The 19,437-nt window shown below is 31.7% G+C and carries 20 protein-coding genes, 1 pseudogene and 1 riboswitch; of the genes and pseudogenes, 4 read left to right on the top strand and 17 right to left on the bottom strand.

Features of this window, described 5'->3' with window-relative positions; all coding sequences use genetic code 11:
- Nucleotides 1-20: 20 nt before the first annotated feature.
- The 3 genes and pseudogenes from NSQ08_RS11850 to NSQ08_RS11860 form a co-directional block, all read right to left on the bottom strand.
- Nucleotides 21-599, bottom strand: a complete 579-nt coding sequence (locus NSQ08_RS11850) for a cysteine dioxygenase family protein (RefSeq protein ID WP_002136626.1) — start codon at nucleotides 597-599, stop codon at nucleotides 21-23.
- A gap of 114 nt (nucleotides 600-713) precedes the next feature.
- Nucleotides 714-1,580 (bottom strand): annotated as a pseudogene (locus NSQ08_RS11855) (cytochrome P450); the annotation flags it as partial.
- 93 nt (nucleotides 1,581-1,673) lie between these two features.
- Entirely contained in the window at nucleotides 1,674-1,976 is a 303-nt protein-coding gene (locus NSQ08_RS11860) for a hypothetical protein (RefSeq protein WP_000717614.1), read from the bottom strand.
- 257 nt (nucleotides 1,977-2,233) lie between these two features.
- On the opposite strand from NSQ08_RS11860, the gene NSQ08_RS11865 reads away from it, so the two are divergent.
- Both NSQ08_RS11865 and NSQ08_RS11870 read left to right on the top strand, forming a co-directional pair.
- Entirely contained in the window at nucleotides 2,234-2,755 is a 522-nt protein-coding gene (locus tag NSQ08_RS11865) for a DinB family protein (RefSeq protein ID WP_002168266.1), read from the top strand.
- Nucleotides 2,756-2,973: 218 nt separating this feature from the next.
- Nucleotides 2,974-3,378, top strand: coding sequence for a PadR family transcriptional regulator (locus NSQ08_RS11870; protein ID WP_340780136.1), 405 nt, complete (start codon nucleotides 2,974-2,976; stop codon nucleotides 3,376-3,378).
- A 102-nt stretch (nucleotides 3,379-3,480) separates the two neighbouring features.
- On the opposite strand, the gene NSQ08_RS11875 is transcribed toward NSQ08_RS11870, so the two are convergent.
- From NSQ08_RS11875 to NSQ08_RS11900, 6 genes are all read right to left on the bottom strand, one after another.
- The gene (locus NSQ08_RS11875; RefSeq protein ID WP_000046089.1) at nucleotides 3,481-3,636 is read right to left on the bottom strand and encodes a DUF1540 domain-containing protein; all 156 of its coding nucleotides are present in this window, start codon (nucleotides 3,634-3,636) and stop codon (nucleotides 3,481-3,483) included.
- Between the two features lie 73 nt (nucleotides 3,637-3,709).
- Nucleotides 3,710-4,339: a Vat family streptogramin A O-acetyltransferase gene (locus tag NSQ08_RS11880; RefSeq protein ID WP_061690125.1), complete on the bottom strand. Its 630-nt coding sequence runs from the start codon at nucleotides 4,337-4,339 to the stop codon at nucleotides 3,710-3,712.
- The gene (locus NSQ08_RS11885) at nucleotides 4,329-5,612 is read right to left on the bottom strand and encodes an MFS transporter (protein ID WP_340774995.1); all 1,284 of its coding nucleotides are present in this window, start codon (nucleotides 5,610-5,612) and stop codon (nucleotides 4,329-4,331) included. Before NSQ08_RS11885 ends, NSQ08_RS11880 begins: the two co-directional genes overlap by 11 nt.
- Before the next feature lie 267 nt (nucleotides 5,613-5,879).
- Nucleotides 5,880-7,115 carry a cytochrome P450 family protein gene (locus NSQ08_RS11890; RefSeq protein ID WP_340774998.1) on the bottom strand — a complete coding sequence of 412 codons (1,236 nt, stop codon included), beginning with the start codon at nucleotides 7,113-7,115 and terminating at the stop codon, nucleotides 5,880-5,882.
- Nucleotides 7,116-7,275: 160 nt separating this feature from the next.
- The gene (locus tag NSQ08_RS11895; protein WP_088039497.1) at nucleotides 7,276-7,680 is read right to left on the bottom strand and encodes a hypothetical protein; all 405 of its coding nucleotides are present in this window, start codon (nucleotides 7,678-7,680) and stop codon (nucleotides 7,276-7,278) included.
- 146 nt (nucleotides 7,681-7,826) lie between these two features.
- Entirely contained in the window at nucleotides 7,827-8,831 is a 1,005-nt protein-coding gene (locus NSQ08_RS11900) for a DUF1835 domain-containing protein (protein WP_215586372.1), read from the bottom strand.
- 298 nt (nucleotides 8,832-9,129) lie between these two features.
- Here NSQ08_RS11900 and NSQ08_RS11905 point away from each other — a divergent pair, with 298 nt between their 5' ends.
- Nucleotides 9,130-9,333 carry a hypothetical protein gene (locus NSQ08_RS11905; RefSeq protein WP_002085221.1) on the top strand — a complete coding sequence of 68 codons (204 nt, stop codon included), beginning with the start codon at nucleotides 9,130-9,132 and terminating at the stop codon, nucleotides 9,331-9,333.
- 359 nt (nucleotides 9,334-9,692) lie between these two features.
- Here NSQ08_RS11905 and NSQ08_RS11910 read toward each other — a convergent pair whose 3' ends face one another.
- Complete coding sequence (locus tag NSQ08_RS11910; RefSeq protein ID WP_002085220.1) at nucleotides 9,693-9,896, bottom strand: hypothetical protein; 204 nt, start codon at nucleotides 9,894-9,896, stop codon at nucleotides 9,693-9,695.
- Nucleotides 9,897-10,520: 624 nt separating this feature from the next.
- On the opposite strand from NSQ08_RS11910, the gene NSQ08_RS11915 reads away from it, so the two are divergent.
- Nucleotides 10,521-10,712, top strand: a complete 192-nt coding sequence (locus NSQ08_RS11915) for a hypothetical protein (protein WP_340775014.1) — start codon at nucleotides 10,521-10,523, stop codon at nucleotides 10,710-10,712.
- A gap of 598 nt (nucleotides 10,713-11,310) precedes the next feature.
- Here the strand turns inward: NSQ08_RS11915 and NSQ08_RS11920 are convergent.
- The 7 genes from NSQ08_RS11920 to pdxR form a co-directional block, all read right to left on the bottom strand.
- Entirely contained in the window at nucleotides 11,311-11,706 is a 396-nt protein-coding gene (locus NSQ08_RS11920; RefSeq protein WP_012261034.1) for a hypothetical protein, read from the bottom strand.
- Nucleotides 11,707-11,791: 85 nt separating this feature from the next.
- Nucleotides 11,792-12,208, bottom strand: coding sequence for a DUF3995 domain-containing protein (locus tag NSQ08_RS11925; protein ID WP_340775017.1), 417 nt, complete (start codon nucleotides 12,206-12,208; stop codon nucleotides 11,792-11,794).
- A gap of 144 nt (nucleotides 12,209-12,352) precedes the next feature.
- The gene (locus tag NSQ08_RS11930) at nucleotides 12,353-13,120 is read right to left on the bottom strand and encodes a DUF3959 family protein (RefSeq protein ID WP_002070031.1); all 768 of its coding nucleotides are present in this window, start codon (nucleotides 13,118-13,120) and stop codon (nucleotides 12,353-12,355) included.
- A 210-nt stretch (nucleotides 13,121-13,330) separates the two neighbouring features.
- The gene (locus NSQ08_RS11935; protein WP_340775020.1) at nucleotides 13,331-15,712 is read right to left on the bottom strand and encodes a pPIWI_RE module domain-containing protein; all 2,382 of its coding nucleotides are present in this window, start codon (nucleotides 15,710-15,712) and stop codon (nucleotides 13,331-13,333) included.
- 331 nt (nucleotides 15,713-16,043) lie between these two features.
- Nucleotides 16,044-16,730, bottom strand: a complete 687-nt coding sequence (gene tenA, locus NSQ08_RS11940; RefSeq protein ID WP_340775024.1) for a thiaminase II — start codon at nucleotides 16,728-16,730, stop codon at nucleotides 16,044-16,046.
- Nucleotides 16,731-16,854: 124 nt separating this feature from the next.
- Nucleotides 16,855-16,960, bottom strand: a riboswitch (TPP riboswitch).
- A 73-nt stretch (nucleotides 16,961-17,033) separates the two neighbouring features.
- Nucleotides 17,034-17,948, bottom strand: coding sequence for a D-alanine--D-alanine ligase (gene ddlB, locus NSQ08_RS11945; protein ID WP_002013134.1), 915 nt, complete (start codon nucleotides 17,946-17,948; stop codon nucleotides 17,034-17,036).
- 4 nt (nucleotides 17,949-17,952) lie between these two features.
- On the bottom strand, nucleotides 17,953-19,401 hold the full coding sequence (pdxR, locus tag NSQ08_RS11950) for a MocR-like pyridoxine biosynthesis transcription factor PdxR (RefSeq protein ID WP_340775028.1): 1,449 nt from the start codon (nucleotides 19,399-19,401) through the stop codon (nucleotides 17,953-17,955).
- Nucleotides 19,402-19,437 lie beyond the last annotated feature (36 nt).

A 19,437-nucleotide genomic window follows, 5' to 3' on the forward strand; every position in this document is an offset into this window, starting at 1 on the left:
GAAAAGCTTTTGATTTTAAACTATGAACTATAACTAATATATTTTGTCTCACACATATACACATTCTTTTCTTCAGTTGGGACATATACTTTAAACTTTTCTAAACGTTTTCCGTAAATATGAATCGTGACAACACTTTCACATTCAGCTATTTTAAGAATATGACAATCAGCTGGTGGAATGACTTTATCTGTTTCTCCTTCTCCCAAATAAAGATTTCCTGTATGGGTTAAATAAACAAGTGAATTTTCAAGCTGCTTAGTTTGTATAAAGTTCTGCACCATTATCCTTCCTGAAAAAACGCCTTCTACTCCCCATGTACCATCATGATCATGTAAAGGTGTAGATTGTCCATCTTTCCATACAAGAGCTAATACTTCAAATCGCTTTAAAGGATCTTCATATAACAAGTGTCGTGCATATTGAGCCGAATTCGCCTTCTGTTTTTCTAGCGGAAGCCATGTTTTTTTTTCTAAAAGTTCTTCTAGTAATTTTTCAATCGCACAAACAATTTGATCTTCTAATAAATTACTATCAATTAGATCCGTTACAGCTTTAATAAATGTTTGAAACGTTTTACTTCCATTACACGTTAACATAAGCATCCTCCTCCACTCTTCTTTCATACACTTCCATACTAAATAGACCACTAAAAATTTACAATTGAGAAATAAAAAAACAAGGTACAGTAATTTTGTACCTTGCTGAACGTTTTACCTAGTTTTCAAAAGAATAGGTAAGTATTTTAATGTTTGTTCATTTTCTAATATACATTTTTCTAAATTGAACGATGGAGATAACTCTATTTTTTCAAAGGCATTTATAAAGGTAGTTAATTCAATCTCAGCTTCTAAACGTGCAAGTGGCGCCCCTAAGCAAAAATGAGGACCTTTACCAAAGGTTAAATGCTTTTCATTTCCTATTCTGTGTAAATTAAATTTAGAAGCTTGTAAGAACTTTTTCTCATCTAAATTTGCTGCACTAACCCACGCAACAATCATTTGATCCTTTTTCATAAAAGGTCCAAATATATTTGTGTCCGCTGTAATCCTCCTAGCTAATGTAATGGGAAAGCGATAGCGTAAAACTTCCTCAATCGCTTTTGAAATTAACGTAGGTTCTTTTCTTAACTCTTCATATATTCCAGGTGAATCTACTAAAAAGCAATAAAAGCTATTAATAATTAAATTTGTAGTTGTTTCATTACCTGCCGCTAATAAACCTAAAGAAAAAGTAACTATTTCTTCATCGGTTAATCTTTCACCTTCATATTCAGCTCGTATTAAATCTGAAATAATATCGTCGGTTAAATGATATCTTTTCTCTTGAACAATTGGAAGCAGGTACGTTTTAAATTCATTTAACGCAATTCCTTTTTCTACATCCAAATCGTTAAATTTTTCTTTACTATATGGCATAAATAAAATATCAGACCATTCTTTAATCTTTTTACGATCCGTTGTTGGCACTCCTAATAAATCGGATATGACGGTAACAGGTAAAGGTGCAGCAAACTCTTCAACGATATTAACCTCACTATATTTTCCGATATTTTGTACAAGTTCATTTGCGATAGACTGATATGTAAATATAATAAAAAACGAATGATTAATAGAAATATTCTACGCCACTCGTTTTTTATCGGACTTCTTTTTACTGTACTTTTATTTTCTTTATGAGTTATTAGAAAAATAATTGTCTATATAAGTCTTTATTTTTTCAAAATCCTTTTCCATAAATAAGATTGCTGGTACTTCAATTATTGGAAGATTATTTTCATTATCAAAAGGTGGACACGGTTTGGGAACTACCAAATAGTCAACTGAGTTTTTATCCCTAATATAATTAATTGAAACATCATAATACTTAGAAAAATATTCCTTCAAATCATCCTGATTCCTTAAAAATGGTAGAGAAAATATTGAACCATAATTTATACCAGCGTCGACAATTAATACAAAGCATATTTTTTTCATGATACACCCTCCTCGTATAATAAGTTTTAAGTTAATAACTGTTCCTTGAAAATTAAATAGTTTTTATCTTCAAGAGCTACATCAAAAAAATGATGTATGGGTAAAATTTAGTCTTGGATAAGGTAACACTGATAAAAACAGGTTTCCTTTTTCTTTATATTCAATTAAATTATATCATTATTTTACATGAATTTTCAGACTTTGTTTTTTTTATTTTATTGGTAAACTTATGCTTAGCATGAATTGGAGGGATATATATGATAGATTATAGAATAATTTCAAAAGAAAACTATTCAAATAAGATTGGAGAGCTTGTAACAATGCTTGAACATACAAGAGATGTTACATTGAGCGAAATCTCCAATTTAAACCAAAGTGATTTAGATTTCTTACCAAACGGTAGTTCAAACACTATTGGTTCTCTCTTATCACATATTGCAGCGATGGAGTTTGTTCATCAAGTTATCTCGTTTGAAAAAAGAGATTTAACTGAAAGTGAATATCTAAAGTGGCGAATTTCTTTAGAACTTGGAGACAAAGCAAGGGAAGGAATAAAAAAGCAATCTTTAGATTATTATTTGAATGAATTATCACAAGTTAGAGAAAATACACTAACATATCTGAAATCAAAACAAGATAGCTGGTTATTCGAGGAAAACAAGTGGGATAATGGTGTGCCTTATAATAATTACTACTTGTGGTTTCACGTTATGGAAGACGAAATTAATCATCGTGGACAAATAAGAACAATTAAGCGATTGATGGGAATGAATAAATAAATCTTATTCAACCAAAGGGTGCTTTACTTGAGAAAGTCACTAGAAGAGTCAAATGATAACTATGAACTGCCCCCAATTGCTAGGTTTTGTTTAACAATTGGGGGCAGTTCATTTATAGCGCATAGGTAATCAGCTTTTTGTTAATCATGAGGTAGATATTTTTAACTAAAAAACCAATAATGGGAATATATTACAGCTTATGACCCGTTTTTACACGTATCTCGGCTGAACCCCATAATACACTGTATCCCGCTCTTCGGCGCTTCGAAAATATGGGGGCTATAATTAAACAAATACATAAACAAGTCGGAAAGCCGAATCGAAATATGTACGACATAACTGAAACAGGAGAAGAAATTTTTTATGAAATGTTAAGAGAGTTTCCCGAAAAGATTGCGACAAATAACGCTGAATTCCTTGTGCGTATCGCGCTATTTGAAAAACTTGATTACGAAGCTAGAAAAGAAATTTTAACAATAGGCCAAGACGTACTACATAAACAGCTTACTGCTATTCAATCTTTACATGTTAGCTCATCTTTTATTACAGAAGTCATTGAATTTAGTAAATCGCGTATTGAACATGAATTGCTCTGGATTACATCACTTATGAAGAAAATATGAAAAAATAAAAAGAAAAGTTAAAAACAATGAATGAAAATGATATTTATTATCAATACTATAATTAATAAAAGGGCAACCGCGATTTGGCTACCCTTCAAAAATTTATACTTCTGGATCAAAAGTTTTGCAATCTGTTTCTTCAGTTGTAGATGCATGTTTACCTTTATGACTTACTACATAAATTGCATCTGCACTACATTTATTGCCGTTAGCCCAAAATTTACAGTTGTTTACTTCACATAAAACGTCTTGTGCCATAGTATCACACCTCCTTGTTCTATTATCATTAACAAAATTCGGAGGTATGATACTCTTTGTCATGCATTTTTTATTACCTTTTTAACTTTCTTAATGGTTCAATGTCTCCTTGTACAATAGCATCTATATTTTCGGTTATTTTTTCAATGTCAAAATGCCACCATTGAATTTGCAATAATTCTTCTACTATTGTATTTGTAAATCGTTCCTTTATTTTATTTGCAGGGTTTCCGCCAACAATTGTATATGGTGCGACGTCTCTAGCCACAACAGATTTAGCTGCAATGATTGCACCATCTCCTATTTTTATTCCGGGCATAATCGTTGTATCCATACCAATCCAAACGTCATTTCCTATAACTGTATCACCTTTGTAAGGTAAATCAGACAAATTAGGTGTATACTTCTCCCACCCATTTCCAAATATATTAAATGGATATGCCGAAAATCCATCCATCCGATGATTCGCTCCGTTCATAATAAAGGTAACTCCATTTGCAATACAACAAAACTTTCCAAGTATAAGGCGATCTCCAAGAAATTCATAATGATGTAATACACGATCTTCAAATGTTTCTCCATCTTTCGCATCATAATATGAATAGTCTCCAATGAGTATATTAGCTTTTGTTATTGTATTTTTTATAAATTGGACATTTTGATTTCCTTCAATAGGGTACTTAACATTTGGATTAGGATTCATTTTGTACAACACTTCCTTTATCACTTATTTCATTTTCTATTGCTATTACTGGCTTTAAATTGTATATCGGTAAAATAAATAATAATCCAATTATAAATAGTAAAGCTGTGCCCTCATACATCGTACTTAATGAAAACATTTCTTTTAACGAACCAGCAATACTCATTGTTACTACCATTGAACCGGTAAATAATGGACTTAAAATGCCATTTACACGACCAATAAAATCAGTATCACTATTTTGAATAATGAGTGTATTAATCCCTATTTGGATACACGGAAGAGCTAACCCACTAAAAAGTTGTGCTGTGAGTGTTACCCATAAATTTGTGGAATAACCTATAATCCCAATACCGATCGCCTGACCTAGCATACCGATAATTAACATCTTTTGCGGAGCAACGTTCTTCGCAAATACCATCGCTAAAGCGCCCCCAACAATCATTCCTGCACCATTTACCGTTAGTAACCATTGTAAACTCTCTTTTGATAACCCTAACTGCTCAGTCACAATAAAGATGCCTAGTGGCTGAATTAAACCTATACCTAGTCCTGCTGCCATAAAACAAAACCCTAGCAAAGTTAATGCTTTTTTCTTTTTTACATATTTAATACCATCCAGCATTTCCTGTAACAGCGTAATTTCTTTCTTCTCATTATCATTCTCAAGATCTTTCGGAAGAAATAACAACACAGCTGCAGCAAGTAAAAAAGCGATACCTGTTATGATGATTGAAATATAAATTCCAAAACTATGAAAAATAAATGTACCAAGAATCGGTCCTAACACCATAAAAATCGCAAATATTGTTTGATATATAGACATCGCTAATTGAATGTGTTCCGTTGATAAATGCTGTTTAAACAACTTCATACCGGATGGTTGAGAAAACTGCGAAAGGATTGCAGAAATAAGCGTCACAAAAAACACGATTTTCCACGTTCCAAACATAAGAGTAATTAATACAGCGAATACGGAAATAGAACTTAACGTCTCACACCATATCATTGTCTTCTTTGGCTTCCACCTATCAGCAAAAGTTCCACCAATGAATGAGAAAATAAAAATGGGAGCAAATTCAGCAACCGAAATCATCGAAATAGCAAAAGCATCACCTTTCGTCATTTCCATAACATAAAGTAATACCGCAAAGTTACGAACCCAAATTCCAACTTGTAAAAATAATGCTGATGCTAGAATCCCTTGCACAAATCGATTTTTTAATACTTGTGATACCCCATGATTTTGTTTCGTTTCTGCAGTCGTCGACATAAAAAAGCCTCCTATTTCGTGTTCTGAACAGGAGGCAGCACAAATCATATGAAAAGACTATATATTCGCAGTGCGAAACACATCCCTTTTCTATACATGCACATACTAATCCTATCCAGAAGAATATTTCGTTTTTTAACGAAGATCTCTTACAAATAGAATTAGTTGATCATTGGGATGTTTTCACCCTTCCGTTTCGAATTTAAATAACACATACATACTCTATGTTAATCATTTGTCGTGTATGCATGTCTCAATATAACTATTCTAAAAAGACAATGGTAATTCCTCTAAAGAACGCATTAAATAATTACCTTGCCAATTAATTTTGTCACGCTCACCTTTTATTTGTAACGATGGCATTCTTTTAAACAGAGCAGTAATAGCAATCTTTGCTTCCAACCTAGCAAGTGGAGCTCCTAAACAGAAATGGCTACCATGTCCAAAAGCAATGTGACGGTTATTCTCACGCATAATATCGAATACTTCTGGGTTTTCAAATACTGTTTCATCACGGTTTGCTGAAGCTAATGCGATAATAACCATATCTCCTTTTTGGATTGTTTGGTCATGAATTTGAAACGGCTCAGCCGCCCATCTTGCAGTCGTCACCTCAACTGGAGAATAATAACGCAATCCTTCCTCAATAGCTGAATCAATTAATTCCGGATTTTCTTTTAATAACTGTAATTGCTTCGGATTTTCAAGAAGTGCTAATACCGTATTTGTTATTAAATTCACTGTCGTCTCGTGTCCGGCTACAATTAATAACATGATCATTGAATATAGCTCTCGAGCACTAAGTTTATGCCCTTCATTTTCTGCAAGTATTAACGCACTAACCAAATCTTCTTTTGGATTTTTTCGTTTTACATCAACTATATATTGGAGATATGTAATAAACTCAGATAGTTGTTTTTCGGTTTCTTTTATTTCTTCAGGTGTTTCTGGCGATGCAATGACAGCATGAGACCAAATTCTAAATTTCGCTTGATCCTCTTTTGGAATTCCAAGCATCTCACTTATTACAATAATCGGTAATGGGAATGAATAATCATCCACAAGATTTAATGTACCTTTTCGCTCTATTTCACTTATTAAATCATCCGCTATTCTCTGAATTCTTCCGTCTAATTGTGAAATCATCTTCGGTGTAAAAGCTTTTTGAACTAAAGATCGCAAACGACTGTGGTTAGGTGGGTCCGAATTTAACATGTGCGTTGTTAAATGATCACTATTGTCAACGGAAAGATGCATGTTCTTTGTATCTTGAGGAAACACATTTGCCTGATCTTTTTTTAAGCGATTATCTTTTAAAAGCGGCAGAGCATCTTCATATCTTGTAATGAGCCATTCTTTACCGATTTCAATTTGATTTACAAATAATATAGGCTGTACTTTTCTCGATTCTTTATAAATTTCATAAGCATCTTCTTTAAACTGAGCGGAAGCTAAATTAATGCCATCCTCTATTTTTCGGCCAACCCTATTTTTTATTGACATTACATTCCCTCACTCTCAATTATTTGTGTAAATCAACCTAACATTTGAATTATACTTCAATAAAAACTAGAAAATTGTAAATTTTTAATTAAAATCTTACTTCGTATATTGAAAAATAAAAAAGTGAGAGAGTAAAATTATTCTACTCTCTCACTTCCTATTATGCGAAGCACATAAAATTATTAATTTGTTGATATCGATAACTTACTTTACGACGACGACCACCTTGCCAAGTGTAACCTGAAACCCCGCTTCTTCTTACCTCGGTTGGAAAGAACCATAAATCTCTTCCGAAAGGACCAGGTCGATGTAAACGTAAATAGCCCCATCTTCCTAGACAGTTACACATCCAAGATTTCATATTGCCTGCTTGTGCTGGAGAAGCAAATGTGGACGGTAACGACGGAGCTTGTGACGGTGGTGGTGACGTTGGAGCATCTTCCGCATCATCTGGTCTATAGTCTTCTTGTTCAATATCTCTCACTTCATTTGTAGATTCATAACCGTAGTTTTGTGGATTATAATACATCTCTTGATCATATGGATAGTTTTGTTGGTTATACATAATAACCCATCACCTTCTTTTCATTTGTTTCTTTTAACATTCATATGTGATACGCCATTCATAGGAAGCTTATGTATAGCCTAAATTCATCTAAAAAAAGCTCGTATTTTTAAAATACGAGCTTTTTTATAAACAAAATATAATTTTTATTTTATTAACTTCACACTATAAAAACGCATTTGATCTAATGAACCTTCATATTCAAATACTTCTTGCTTAATTAATTCTTTCAAGCGGTATTCCAAAAACGTATCCCCAACCAATTGATCCGCAAGTCCAAGTGCTTCACCTATTACTCTCGGAGCTTTATGAAATTCTTTATCTGCTCCTACATTTTTCGCACACTCAATAATGAATTGATCAAAATAATCTTCTTGTACAGAATGCACTTCATCGTCTTTCCAAACTCTTAAAAACTCCGTGCTTTGCGATAATCTATCCCACTCATGTGCAAACTTCATTCGCTTCTCTTCAGGTAAATACGGAAATTCCACAAAACTTTTTTTGAATAGTGCTAAACTTTCAGGAGATAATTCTCCAGTTCCACGAATATCATAATCTTGTTTTAATATTTCTCTACTCGCTTCAGAAGTATTCAGAACACGAATATCTTTCTTATCTTTTAATTGCGCAATTGCAAAACAAAGCCCTACATGCTCATGGGCATTATCCGCCTTCCAAATGGTAATCGGTGTTTCATTCGGAATTGAATGTAGATCTTCTAAAGTCTCCTTAAATCTTGGTAAATACTCTTCTTCAAAATAACAATCATAAGAAGTTAAGTTATTTAATAACCACTGTGTCCTTGCTAATTGACCTTCATTCGTATGTAATTGATGTATGGGACCAATTGAAAAGAATTCAGAGTATGAAACAACACTCTCCTCGTGTAATCCTTCTTGTTTCAACATATATTTTAAACATCCGGCAGTTGAATCATCAAAGGCAATATGAATGTGTGTGCTTTCTTCTAAATTTTTTTCCTGAGTTGTATGACTCGTCAATTGCTTAGGGATACTCGTTAAATTTTTTATCATATCTTCGCTATAATTCCCGTCTAATACATCTAACTGTATTAGAATACTTTGAAGTAAATGTTTTGCTTCATCTTCATACATATCCTCTACAACATTTTTAATTTTATCTATCATATAAATCCCTCTATTCATTTCTAAAATAACGTAGATTATAGTGTATCATTTTAGCCCAGATGTTTAAAAGTCTTTTTAAAATCAAATCGTTTATTACACAGATTGCTGCAGCCATCTAAGTTTTTAACAAAAGCTTTCTCTATGTTCCTCTCAATCTATAGATCTATAATATTTTTTTCTTCCTCCTTATTTATCTCCCAAAATCACATTAGTTGCTAAATAATTTTTAAACACTTTGTAAATCTTTTTATTTAAATGTATAATTATATAGAAAATAAAAAATACAGGAGCAATATTAATGGCGAAAGTACTTACTAATTATAAACATTATTTAAAAAATTGGAGATTTATATTTATTTGTATATTACCTGCTGTCGCTTTATTGTATACATTCGATGTCATCTTTGAACTACTGTGTCACCAAAATTTCTATTTGTCTAATTTAATTATTGCTATCATATTAATCTTAATATTTATTAACGTTAAAGAAAACTATAATTGAAACGAAACCGTTGTGAAGCTACATTTTTCATAAAAAATTAGAGCACCCTGCTATTGGATGCCCTAATGTGATTAGAGGTTTTTTCTGAGTATTTAGTAGGACACGAAGATCTTGTCCTACTAAATACTAAATACTATATGCTTATACTTATTACATTGTGCACTAGAAAGCACTATGTCTAGATGCCAAATAGATACATACACATTGGAGTAACTAACACGCTAGAAAAGACCTTTCTATATCCATTCATTCTTAATAGCCTACATTATTACTAATAAAATTTTCTCATACTTTCATTGTACAATTGCTTTATTTATAAACAAAAAACATCCCCATGGATGTTTTTTATCTAATTACCTTTAAACTTCCATAAATTTAGCAGGTACACCAATTTTTTCAACTACAGAAGATATATTAGTAGGGTTAATCATTACATTTTCAATACAAACTAATTTATTTTCTAATAATCCATTCTCTGTAGTAATAAACTCTTCAAATCGTTCTAAAGTCATTGAGAATTTGTGCTCACTTCCACCATTCATACTGACTTTTACATACTTCATAGTGTCACCGCCTCTCTTAATTATCTATAATTCGCTAAAAATACGCTTACATCCTTTTATTAAAACGTGGATTTATCACTTTTATCACTTCCCACTACACGTTTGAAATGATTTTGAGAAAAAAGCTACTAAACACCACCTGTTCTTTTCATTAAAATTTCAATAGAATGTTTCTAGAATTATATATCTTTGGAAAAGATTATATAATAGTACTGATTAAATATTAGGAGTGTTATTAATGGTTGATATAATCCGACTCTTAATCATCATACTTATCGCAATTTTTTTATTTTCATCAATTATTATGGAGTTTAAAAAACCTCACAAAAGTATGTTTTGGTTCTCAATTGAAGTCTTGTTTCTGCTAGGAATCGTACTTTTAATGAAAGAATTTTTCATCAAACTTTCCGCATAAGCCCTTAAGTAAAACATAATATCCCATCAATAACGCAGGATAAATTATGATTGTTATTTTTTTCACTGAAGTTAATAATTTAACTTCCGATAGTTATCTTTTATTTATAACTACTTTATAAGCTTCTGCTAATTACTCTTTTTCGTATATTATCATGAAGACTAGAGCAAGCATGCCTTGTCATATATTAGATAAGGGATGTGATAACATTGGGTAACGATAACAATCAATTTATTTTTCATGTAGTACAAAGTTCGGCAATTAAAAGATTTATAATTATCGATATAATTGCTGGAACAGGAATTTATTGGACCGTAAATTTCATTTCTTCAAATGGATTACTCGCAATTATTAGTTGTTTTTTGGGGATAAAAAAAATAAAAAAAATGCATCATTCATAGAAGCAATAACTAAATCCCAATTCATTTCTTTCAAATTTGTTGCCTTTACTCTTCTTGAAGTGGGAAAGCAATTTTTCACAGTTGGCTAATTCATCCGACTTTCTGGCAGACAATACTTTTGATTGTCTGCTTTTTGTATGAGATTTTTCGTTTGACATATACTACTTTTGAACCTGTATACCAATACAAGCCATTTTGGTGTTTGGGATTTCCCTTCCTGGGATAAGTATTTTTGAACTTATCCCTTTTTGTATAGGCATGTATATTTGGGATAAAACTAATTACAAGCAGATTTTCTGTTTATTCGTAGTTCTTAACCAAAAGACTTTTCTCCTTTAAAGGACAGTAGGTACGACTGCTTGTCCTTTTTTATTAATATTTCACACACCATTTTTTGCCCCCTTCTAAGCATTCTATTACAGCTCCAAAATAGCCAATGTTTATAGTCATACAAAATAAGCAGTTGCTGATACTTTCCTTTTTGAGTTACACAACACAATAAAAATGTGTAACTATAGATTTGAATCCATGTCCCTCCTATCTCAAAAGCTCTCCTAAGTAACTAAAAAAAACACCTTAAGTGGGTGTCCTTTTTTCTTTATGTAAGAGAACATACAGATAACATTAATCCTCCAAATGTCACTGTTCCTAGTAACCCCAATACAACTCCTGTTAAACAAACACAATCAGCAAGACAAATTGAAGATTGCGATAATGGAACAAATGACCTACTTGTGCTCGATCCATAATGTTTTATTTTCTCATAATTTATATCTAACATAAAATGTAGACATGATATACAACCATCAATAGTTTGAAGAGATTCATTTTCTAACCGCACCAATAACTTGTTATTTAAAGCAAATGGAAGAGGGTACTGCTTATCTAATTTCATATTTTGATAAATTAATTGTAAACGAGATAGCATATTATTTTTCTCTTTTTCAGATGCAGCCGTACATTTTATATTATTAAATTCATTTAATAACAGCATCAATTCATCTCTGTTGCCGTATAAATCCCTAGCTATTCTTCTCTTTAGTTTGTAATAAAGTATTAAAATAATGCTGGTTATATGTTCACGTTATTATTGCTAATAAGAAGGATAAAGATAAAAATGCACAAAGTGGTACATATAAAACAGTATCCATTCTAGCAAACTGCGTATCTTTTTTTCGTTTAAAGATACCAAAATAATGAAACTCACCAATTACTCTTATGAAAAAAACAACCATACAAACCCAGGATCCCATTTGAACAAAAACAATGGGAAGTGCGGAATGAACAATATTTGCTTGTTGTAATAAAATCATTGCTGCCATACTTAATAATAACGCAATGAACAATGTCATTCCTGTACCTGGTGTAAACGCCTTTTCTCCAGCTTTAGTTGGAATGACACTATTTGTCGCCCACTTACCTCCGAAAGCCCAATAAACATGTAAAAAACTAACTAAGAATAATATGCAAACAGAAATATATGTAATAATAAGCATTTTGTCCTCCCATTATTTTATTTAAATCCTTACCTTTAAAATATGCTATGAATCCTTCATACGCAACCTATATTTAATTACATAAAAAACCCCTTAATGATTTATCAATTTTACGATAAATCATTAAGAGGTTAGTGAAATTTATTATGCATTATACCTATTTTTCCGACGTTCCATCCTAGTTTGTCCTTGAACAGTACTTTCTTTATATTGATCTATTTGCTCTGCCATTTCATATGTTACAACTGGTTCTTCGTTATTACGCTCATGCATTATTTCTGGCGTTTTACGTTTAGAACCTTTTCCACCAAACTTAAATAATTTCATCTTAAATTTCGGTAATCTTGGAAAGCGGATCTTAAATGATAGCCTTTTACGTTTCTTTTTTTGTTTAAATAGATTTGTATTTTCTTTATTAGTGTCTTTCTCTTTACGGTGTAATAACATCGCAAGTAATCCACCTAATATAAGTCCTCCAACTAAAAGGAGAATATATAAGTAATGGCTTGTCATTAAATTCATCATACGCTCAAGTATGACTAACGACTGCACTTCTTTTATATCCCATAGTAACGCGGCCCATAATGAGAATAAGCCCAAAGTAAGCCCGTATGTACGAAACCGGAATAAACACGGAATTAACGCAATGCAAGCGGCGATTTTCGCGTTCGCTATTATTGAACTTATTGAAATATCCTGATTCCAAATAACTAACAGTAATGTTATAAATGGTGCATACGCTATCCAGCTACATATACGTGAATATATCTTTTTCGCAAAGTAACTACCGAAACTAGTAAAAAATAAAAGTCCTCCAATATATAAAGATTGTTCAAGAGGGATTTGCTTTAACATTCCTGCAATTGGAAAGAGGCCGCTCAGTAGCATTAATAATACATCTAATTTCTTCACAATTCCCCATTCCTTTCAAATTTTCTTTTCAATTAATAAAAATCGCTTTTCCATATGATGTAGTTTTTGTATTTCTAAAAAACATCTTAATCCTGTATGTAAATAAAGTAAATACGTAAAAGAAAAGATACATGACAAAGGATAGCCTTATTTACATGAAAAAATGACAAATCCTGCTCATTATTACTAGCAGGATTTGTACACTATTATTTATATTAATATCAATGTATCTTCTTTTTCTAAAATTATTACATCTTCATCTAATTCGTCATTGAATTCTTTAAACTCCCTTGAATCAATATCGGTAGTATAATTTTTAATTAATTTAGCCATATGCATTACATACGTATTATGAATATTTTGTTCTGAGAGCAAGGTTGATTTACTGCACATGTAATGTATCATTTTGGCGATTTCTTCTCTCTCTTCAGATTTTACACCAAGCGGGATAACTTCGAGTATGTACTGCTGTACTATCTCATTACAATCTAATTCGTATGCAGCCGTGCTATAGTAAATTCCCATTTGATCTACAAATAATCTCGTTTCATTCATAACATGTTCTTGGTCTCTAACAATATAGTTCGGTACATCTGAGTTAGTATTAATTCTAATTATGTTTATATCCTCTTTTAAATTTGAGATTATTTCAGGTGAAACCCCAATATTAACGCTTTTATTTTGCAATTCCTCTATCCAATATTTCCTCATATTGGCATCTACAATAAAATAAACTTCTTTATTTTGTTTATGTGCATCTTGTGAAATTTCAACTAATGTTTCTGACATAAATTGTTTAAAACTGACTCCTATATCATTCCTTTTTGATGGTTGTGGTAAAAACACTTTATTATTACCTATATTTAATAAAGTATGATCAATTGTGCCCCATTCTTCTTGACCATATAATTTATATAATATTTCTCTCCCATTTATTTTTGAAAAAATAGGTAAGAAATCATATTTAGACATTTTCTCAATTGATAAATTTACAATTACCCCCGGTAATTTTATCTTATTCCAACTACACTTTAAGAACCCCTTTTGTTCTAACAAACTAAGAATGGCATTAATAATTTCTTTTTTAGATACACTTTGTCCGATAAATAAATTAATAAATGCTGAAATACGTTCCGTTTGAGCGAATCCTTCCCGAATAATTTGCTTTGGATTAATTTTTTCGCGACCATCACAATTTTTTATTGCAATCAATGCTAATTTCATTTCATTTTGCTCACCTGCCGTAGCATGTACAGCTTTTACGACATCGTCTACTAGTTTCTTTTTGTTTTTATGGCTATATTGCATTCTATATGGATTTTGTAACAATTTCCCAATGTTATATCTTACTATTTTTAACAACACCGGATTGTCTGCATTTAATACATAGGAGGAATCTCCGTTTTGAGCTAAAACTATTTTGCTATCTAATAACGCTTGTTCTATCTCTATTACTATATCATCTGACCATACTTCTAACGTAATTGAGTCTAATCCCTTTGGGGCAAATAAAGGTAATAACTCATTCTCATTATTAGTTAATACATTTTCACATTCTGGAAGTAATGTGAAATATGGGCATATTCGTTGGAATTCATTAAAAAGTTCCTCTTTTTCTCTTACTTTTATACCAAATTTTATTTTTGTTCCTTGAACTTTATATATATTTTCGTTATATGGAAGAAGCACTCTTATCTTTGTTCCTCTAATATACTCTTTCGGACATTGGAGAATGTTCTCTAATTTAACTTCTCCCCCTATCCTATAATCATCTTTTAAATTTCTAAAACGTTTAATCCACTTTATTCCTTTTACAGCTTGTTGTACTTTTAACTTTACAAATCTTTGCTTTTTATTATTTGATTCAAATTCAGGAGTTGAAATCAGTATTTGGCTCCGCTTTCGCCCTAAAAGTATAGGGATATCTTTATGATTATATTGTTGATAAAACCTCCTAATCCCTACAGATACTTTTAATAGCGGAATATTCTCACCTCCACGAGTTACGTATTCAAACCGATATACATAAGAGAAATAATCATGTGTTTCTTCATCTTTGATTGGCTCAGACATCGCTTCAGAAACATGTTGTGATCGCAGTGGTGAAAAATATATTTCTTCCTCATTTTTATTTTCCATACGTAAAGGCTGTTCGCAAAAAATATGAGTAATTAGAGCTGGTACCCATTTAGAAAACGTTTTTTTATCATGTAATGCTGGTAAATTACTAATTAAATCATACTGCCATTCTAAATGTGGTGGATCTATTAATTTATTAGGTTTCCAATCATGAATAACCTCATACCAGCTTTGGAAAATATAGTCTAACTGTTCTTGTTTCATTGGTTCTTTTGCTACAATCCAGGGCGTATCTTCCTTTAATATATATGGATTATGCTGAATGAATAATATATCAGAAAACATTTCATACAATCTTTCATTTACAAGTTTTAATTTGCTCGTTAATAAAAATGTTCTATAATGTATCTCTACAATCTCAAGCCATTCAATAGGAAAATAAATATACGATACTTTCTCATTATAGAGGGGTTCTACTATATTTTTAAATGCTAATAACTGTAATTTTTCCATATTATTAATACTTCCTCTCTTAATTTATATTGATCATGAATAATACTAGAAAAGATACCAATTTTTTAAGCATTAACGAATCAAATTTTAACCAAGCACATTAAAGGAAATAGCTAAATTACATTTGATTATACGAATAAAACATTATTAAAATCAAATTAATATAAAGTAACTATTAACATATAACTACCTCCTTATGGGAATTTATATTATAAAATCATTATAATAAATTATTATATTTTTTATCTATGATTTACAAAAAAATTACAGAAACTAAATATAATAAAAGGTATCGCCTCTTTATATAGCGATACCTTTTATATACTCTTAATTAAATAACACCTTTAACTTCTTCATTCACCGGCCATTTTTCTAATGTATATGCCATTTCCCAAAATGAATATTCATATTGACTACTAAAAATAAAATGTTGTCTCATACGATTACGGTCTGCCTCTGTTACTTTTTCAGCGATCGTATCTAATCGTGTGATTTGCTCTTCTACTAGAGTACGGAACCAATCAGATCCATATGCAGAAAGCCATTCTTGATAAATTGGCTCTTCTGGTTGACATTCTTTTAACCGTTCACCGATTTCATAATATAACCAATAACAAGGTAAAATAGCCGCAATAATATCTCCTAAATGCCCTTCATAAGCTGCACGATACATATGAGATGTATATGCATATGCAGTTGGCGCAGGAATAAAATTATCTTTTTCTTCTTTTGTAATCCCTAATTTCTTTGCGAAATTCTCATGTAATGATAACTCAGCTTCATACGTATTTTGTGCATGGTGTGCCATACGAGCTGTCGTTTCTAATTCAAGAGCCTTTGCAGCACCTAACGTTTGTACTCTAGCAAAATGACTCAAATAATAAGAATCTTGAAGCACATAATATCGAAAACTAGCTAAATCTAATGTTCCTTCGCCTAGTTTTTTTACAAAAGGATGGTTAAAACTTGCTTCCCAAATTGAATCTACTTCTTTACGTAATGATTGTGAAAAAGTCATTTAAATCCCTCCAAATAATGTAAAAAACATACGTATTTATCCACAATTATTAAAGCTGTAAAATAAAAAAACTTTCTTTACAGGCGTAAAGAAAGTGAAATTGACAGTATTTATTCGTTAAATAGCAATGTCTTTCCCACTTCCCTACGCTGGCATTAACCAGATCAGGTACTAAGAGTCTCAAAATTTCATCTGATCTCAGCCTATAAAAGGCCCCCCTAGTGGATAAATATTTAGTTGTCGTATTGTAATTATCATAGCATAATTCGTGGAACTGTCAAAAGAATTAATTATATAACTACCTTAAAAACCTTCTTCTTTCCTTACTTTTAATGAAGTTTCAATTATCATATCTAATAGTTTGCTATAATTAATTCCCGCTGCTTCCGCACTTTTTGGCAGTAAACTTGATTGTGTCATCCCTGGTAATGTATTAACTTCCATTACATATGGAATTCCTTCCTTCACCATCATATCAACCCTTGCATAAACACTACATTTTAATGCTTTATAACAAGCCAGTGACGCTTTATTTACACGTTCCTTTATTTCAGCTGGAAGTTCGATAACTTCTTCAACTGTACTAGTATCATCATATTTTGCATTGTAGTCAAAGAACACAGCAGCATGTCGAATCGAAATGATAGGTAACTGTTGCCCATCAAAAATTGAACATGTAATCTCGTCACCTTTTATATATTTCTCAATTACTACTTCAGAATCCCATTCGAATACAGTTTCTAGCATAGAGATTAATTCATTTTTATCATAGACAATCTTAACTCCAACACTTGAGCCGCCAGAGTTTGGTTTTACCACTAACGGAAATCCTAATTTATCTAACTCCTCAAGCTTTAGATCCTCCATTTTTGTAAGTTCAATCCAATCTGGTGTTTCTACTCCTTCATAACGCAAAATCTTTTTTGAAATATTTTTATCCATACATATACCGCTAGATAACATATTGCTGCCGCTATATGGAATACCTAAACTCTCAAGCGTCCCTTGAACCGTACCATCTTCTCCGTATTTCCCGTGTAATGCTAGCAATGCAAAATCAATGTCTTTCGCTTTTTCAATTAAATCCATTTTTTCATTTAACGTAATTGGAACGATTTCATATTTACTCTTATCTAAATGTGCAATCATTTCATTCCCAGTCATAATTGATACTTGCTTTTCAGAGGATACTCCTCCCATAATAACGCCAATTCTCATTTTCTCAACTCCAAGTTTCATTTTTTAAAGTTTCACCAATTATTTGAATCCCGCTAACAATTTCCTGTTCTTTCAAACGTGAAAATCCTAATCGGAATGTGTTCGCTCCTCCTCCATCAGAGTAAAAAACATCTCCAGGAGAAAATGTAACTCCTTTCTCATAACACTTTTGTAAAAGTGTGCGGGCTTGAATTTTTTCTTCCAACTCTATAAACAAATGAAGTCCACCGTCTCCAGTCATTCTTTTAAACGGAATGTACTGATTACACGCCCCAACAGCTAACTCATATTTTTTCTTATAAACAGATCTTGCTTTTTTTAAATATTTTTCAAAATATCCTTCATGTAAATATTGAAACAGAACAGCTTGATCTAACGTAGATGTGTGAATGGTTCTGGCTCTTTTAACACTTTCTAAATAATGTATCAGTTCTTTATCTGCAATGATCCAACCTACACGTAAACCAGGGAAAAGTACCTTTGAAAAGCTACTAATATAAATCACATTATTACCAGCCCCTGCAAAAGTTAATAATGGCGATAAATGTGAACCCGAATAACGTAATTCTTCATTAAACCCATCCTCTATAATAGGGATCTTGTATTTTGAAAATAACCTCATCAATTCCGTTCTTTTCTCCGAACTCGTAACAATACCAGTCGGATTATGATAAGAAGGGATTAAATACGCGAAATCAAAATCCTTTTCACGCAATCTTTTTTCTACTTCATTCGTATCAATACCATCATCATTCATATTAATTCCATGAACTTCAAGTCCATGTAAACGAAAAAGCTTCAATGCAGCATGGTGAGTTGGGTTCTCACAAATAACACGCCCTGATTTCTTCGATAAAGAAGATAACACAATATCTAATCCTTCTGTAAATCCATTTGTAATTAGAATATCTTTGTTCGAAATATCTACACCTTTCATTTCCATGTAATGAAGTAAATAATTAATTAACGGTCTATAACCTTTTGCATATCCGTAGTTCAATACGATATCCCCTTCAATGGACATACGAGTAAGAAAAGCTCTTTTGAAATTTTCAACATCAAATAGCTTTTCGTCCGGGGCTATACTATTAAAAACAATCATTCCTTTTTCCCAGCGAACTCCATGCTTCATTAAGTCTAATTCATCCGCTAATGTGGTAACTGTATTAAGTTTATTTTTCCAATCTATTTCAACAGACGAGGTGTTACTTATATCCACCTTCGCAACGAAATTTCCTTTTCCTTTAACTGCATAAATGAGTCCTTCTTGTTCTAAATCCGCATATGCAGAGAGTACTGTATTTCTGCTCACTGATAATAATTCACTCAGTTCCCTTGTTGATGGGATTTTTTGGTCCCCCAACAAATGCCCTTTCATAATCATCTTTTTTAAATAATCCTTTAATTGAATATAAACGGGACGATCTTTTACAACTTTAAAATCTTTAAACAATTTCTTACCCCCTGCAATTATTTTTGCATATTTATT

Origin of the sequence: Bacillus sp. FSL E2-8887 (genome assembly GCF_038007205.1) — a bacterium.
In the GTDB taxonomy this organism is placed as follows: Bacteria; Bacillota; Bacilli; order Bacillales; family Bacillaceae_G; genus Bacillus_A; species Bacillus_A mycoides.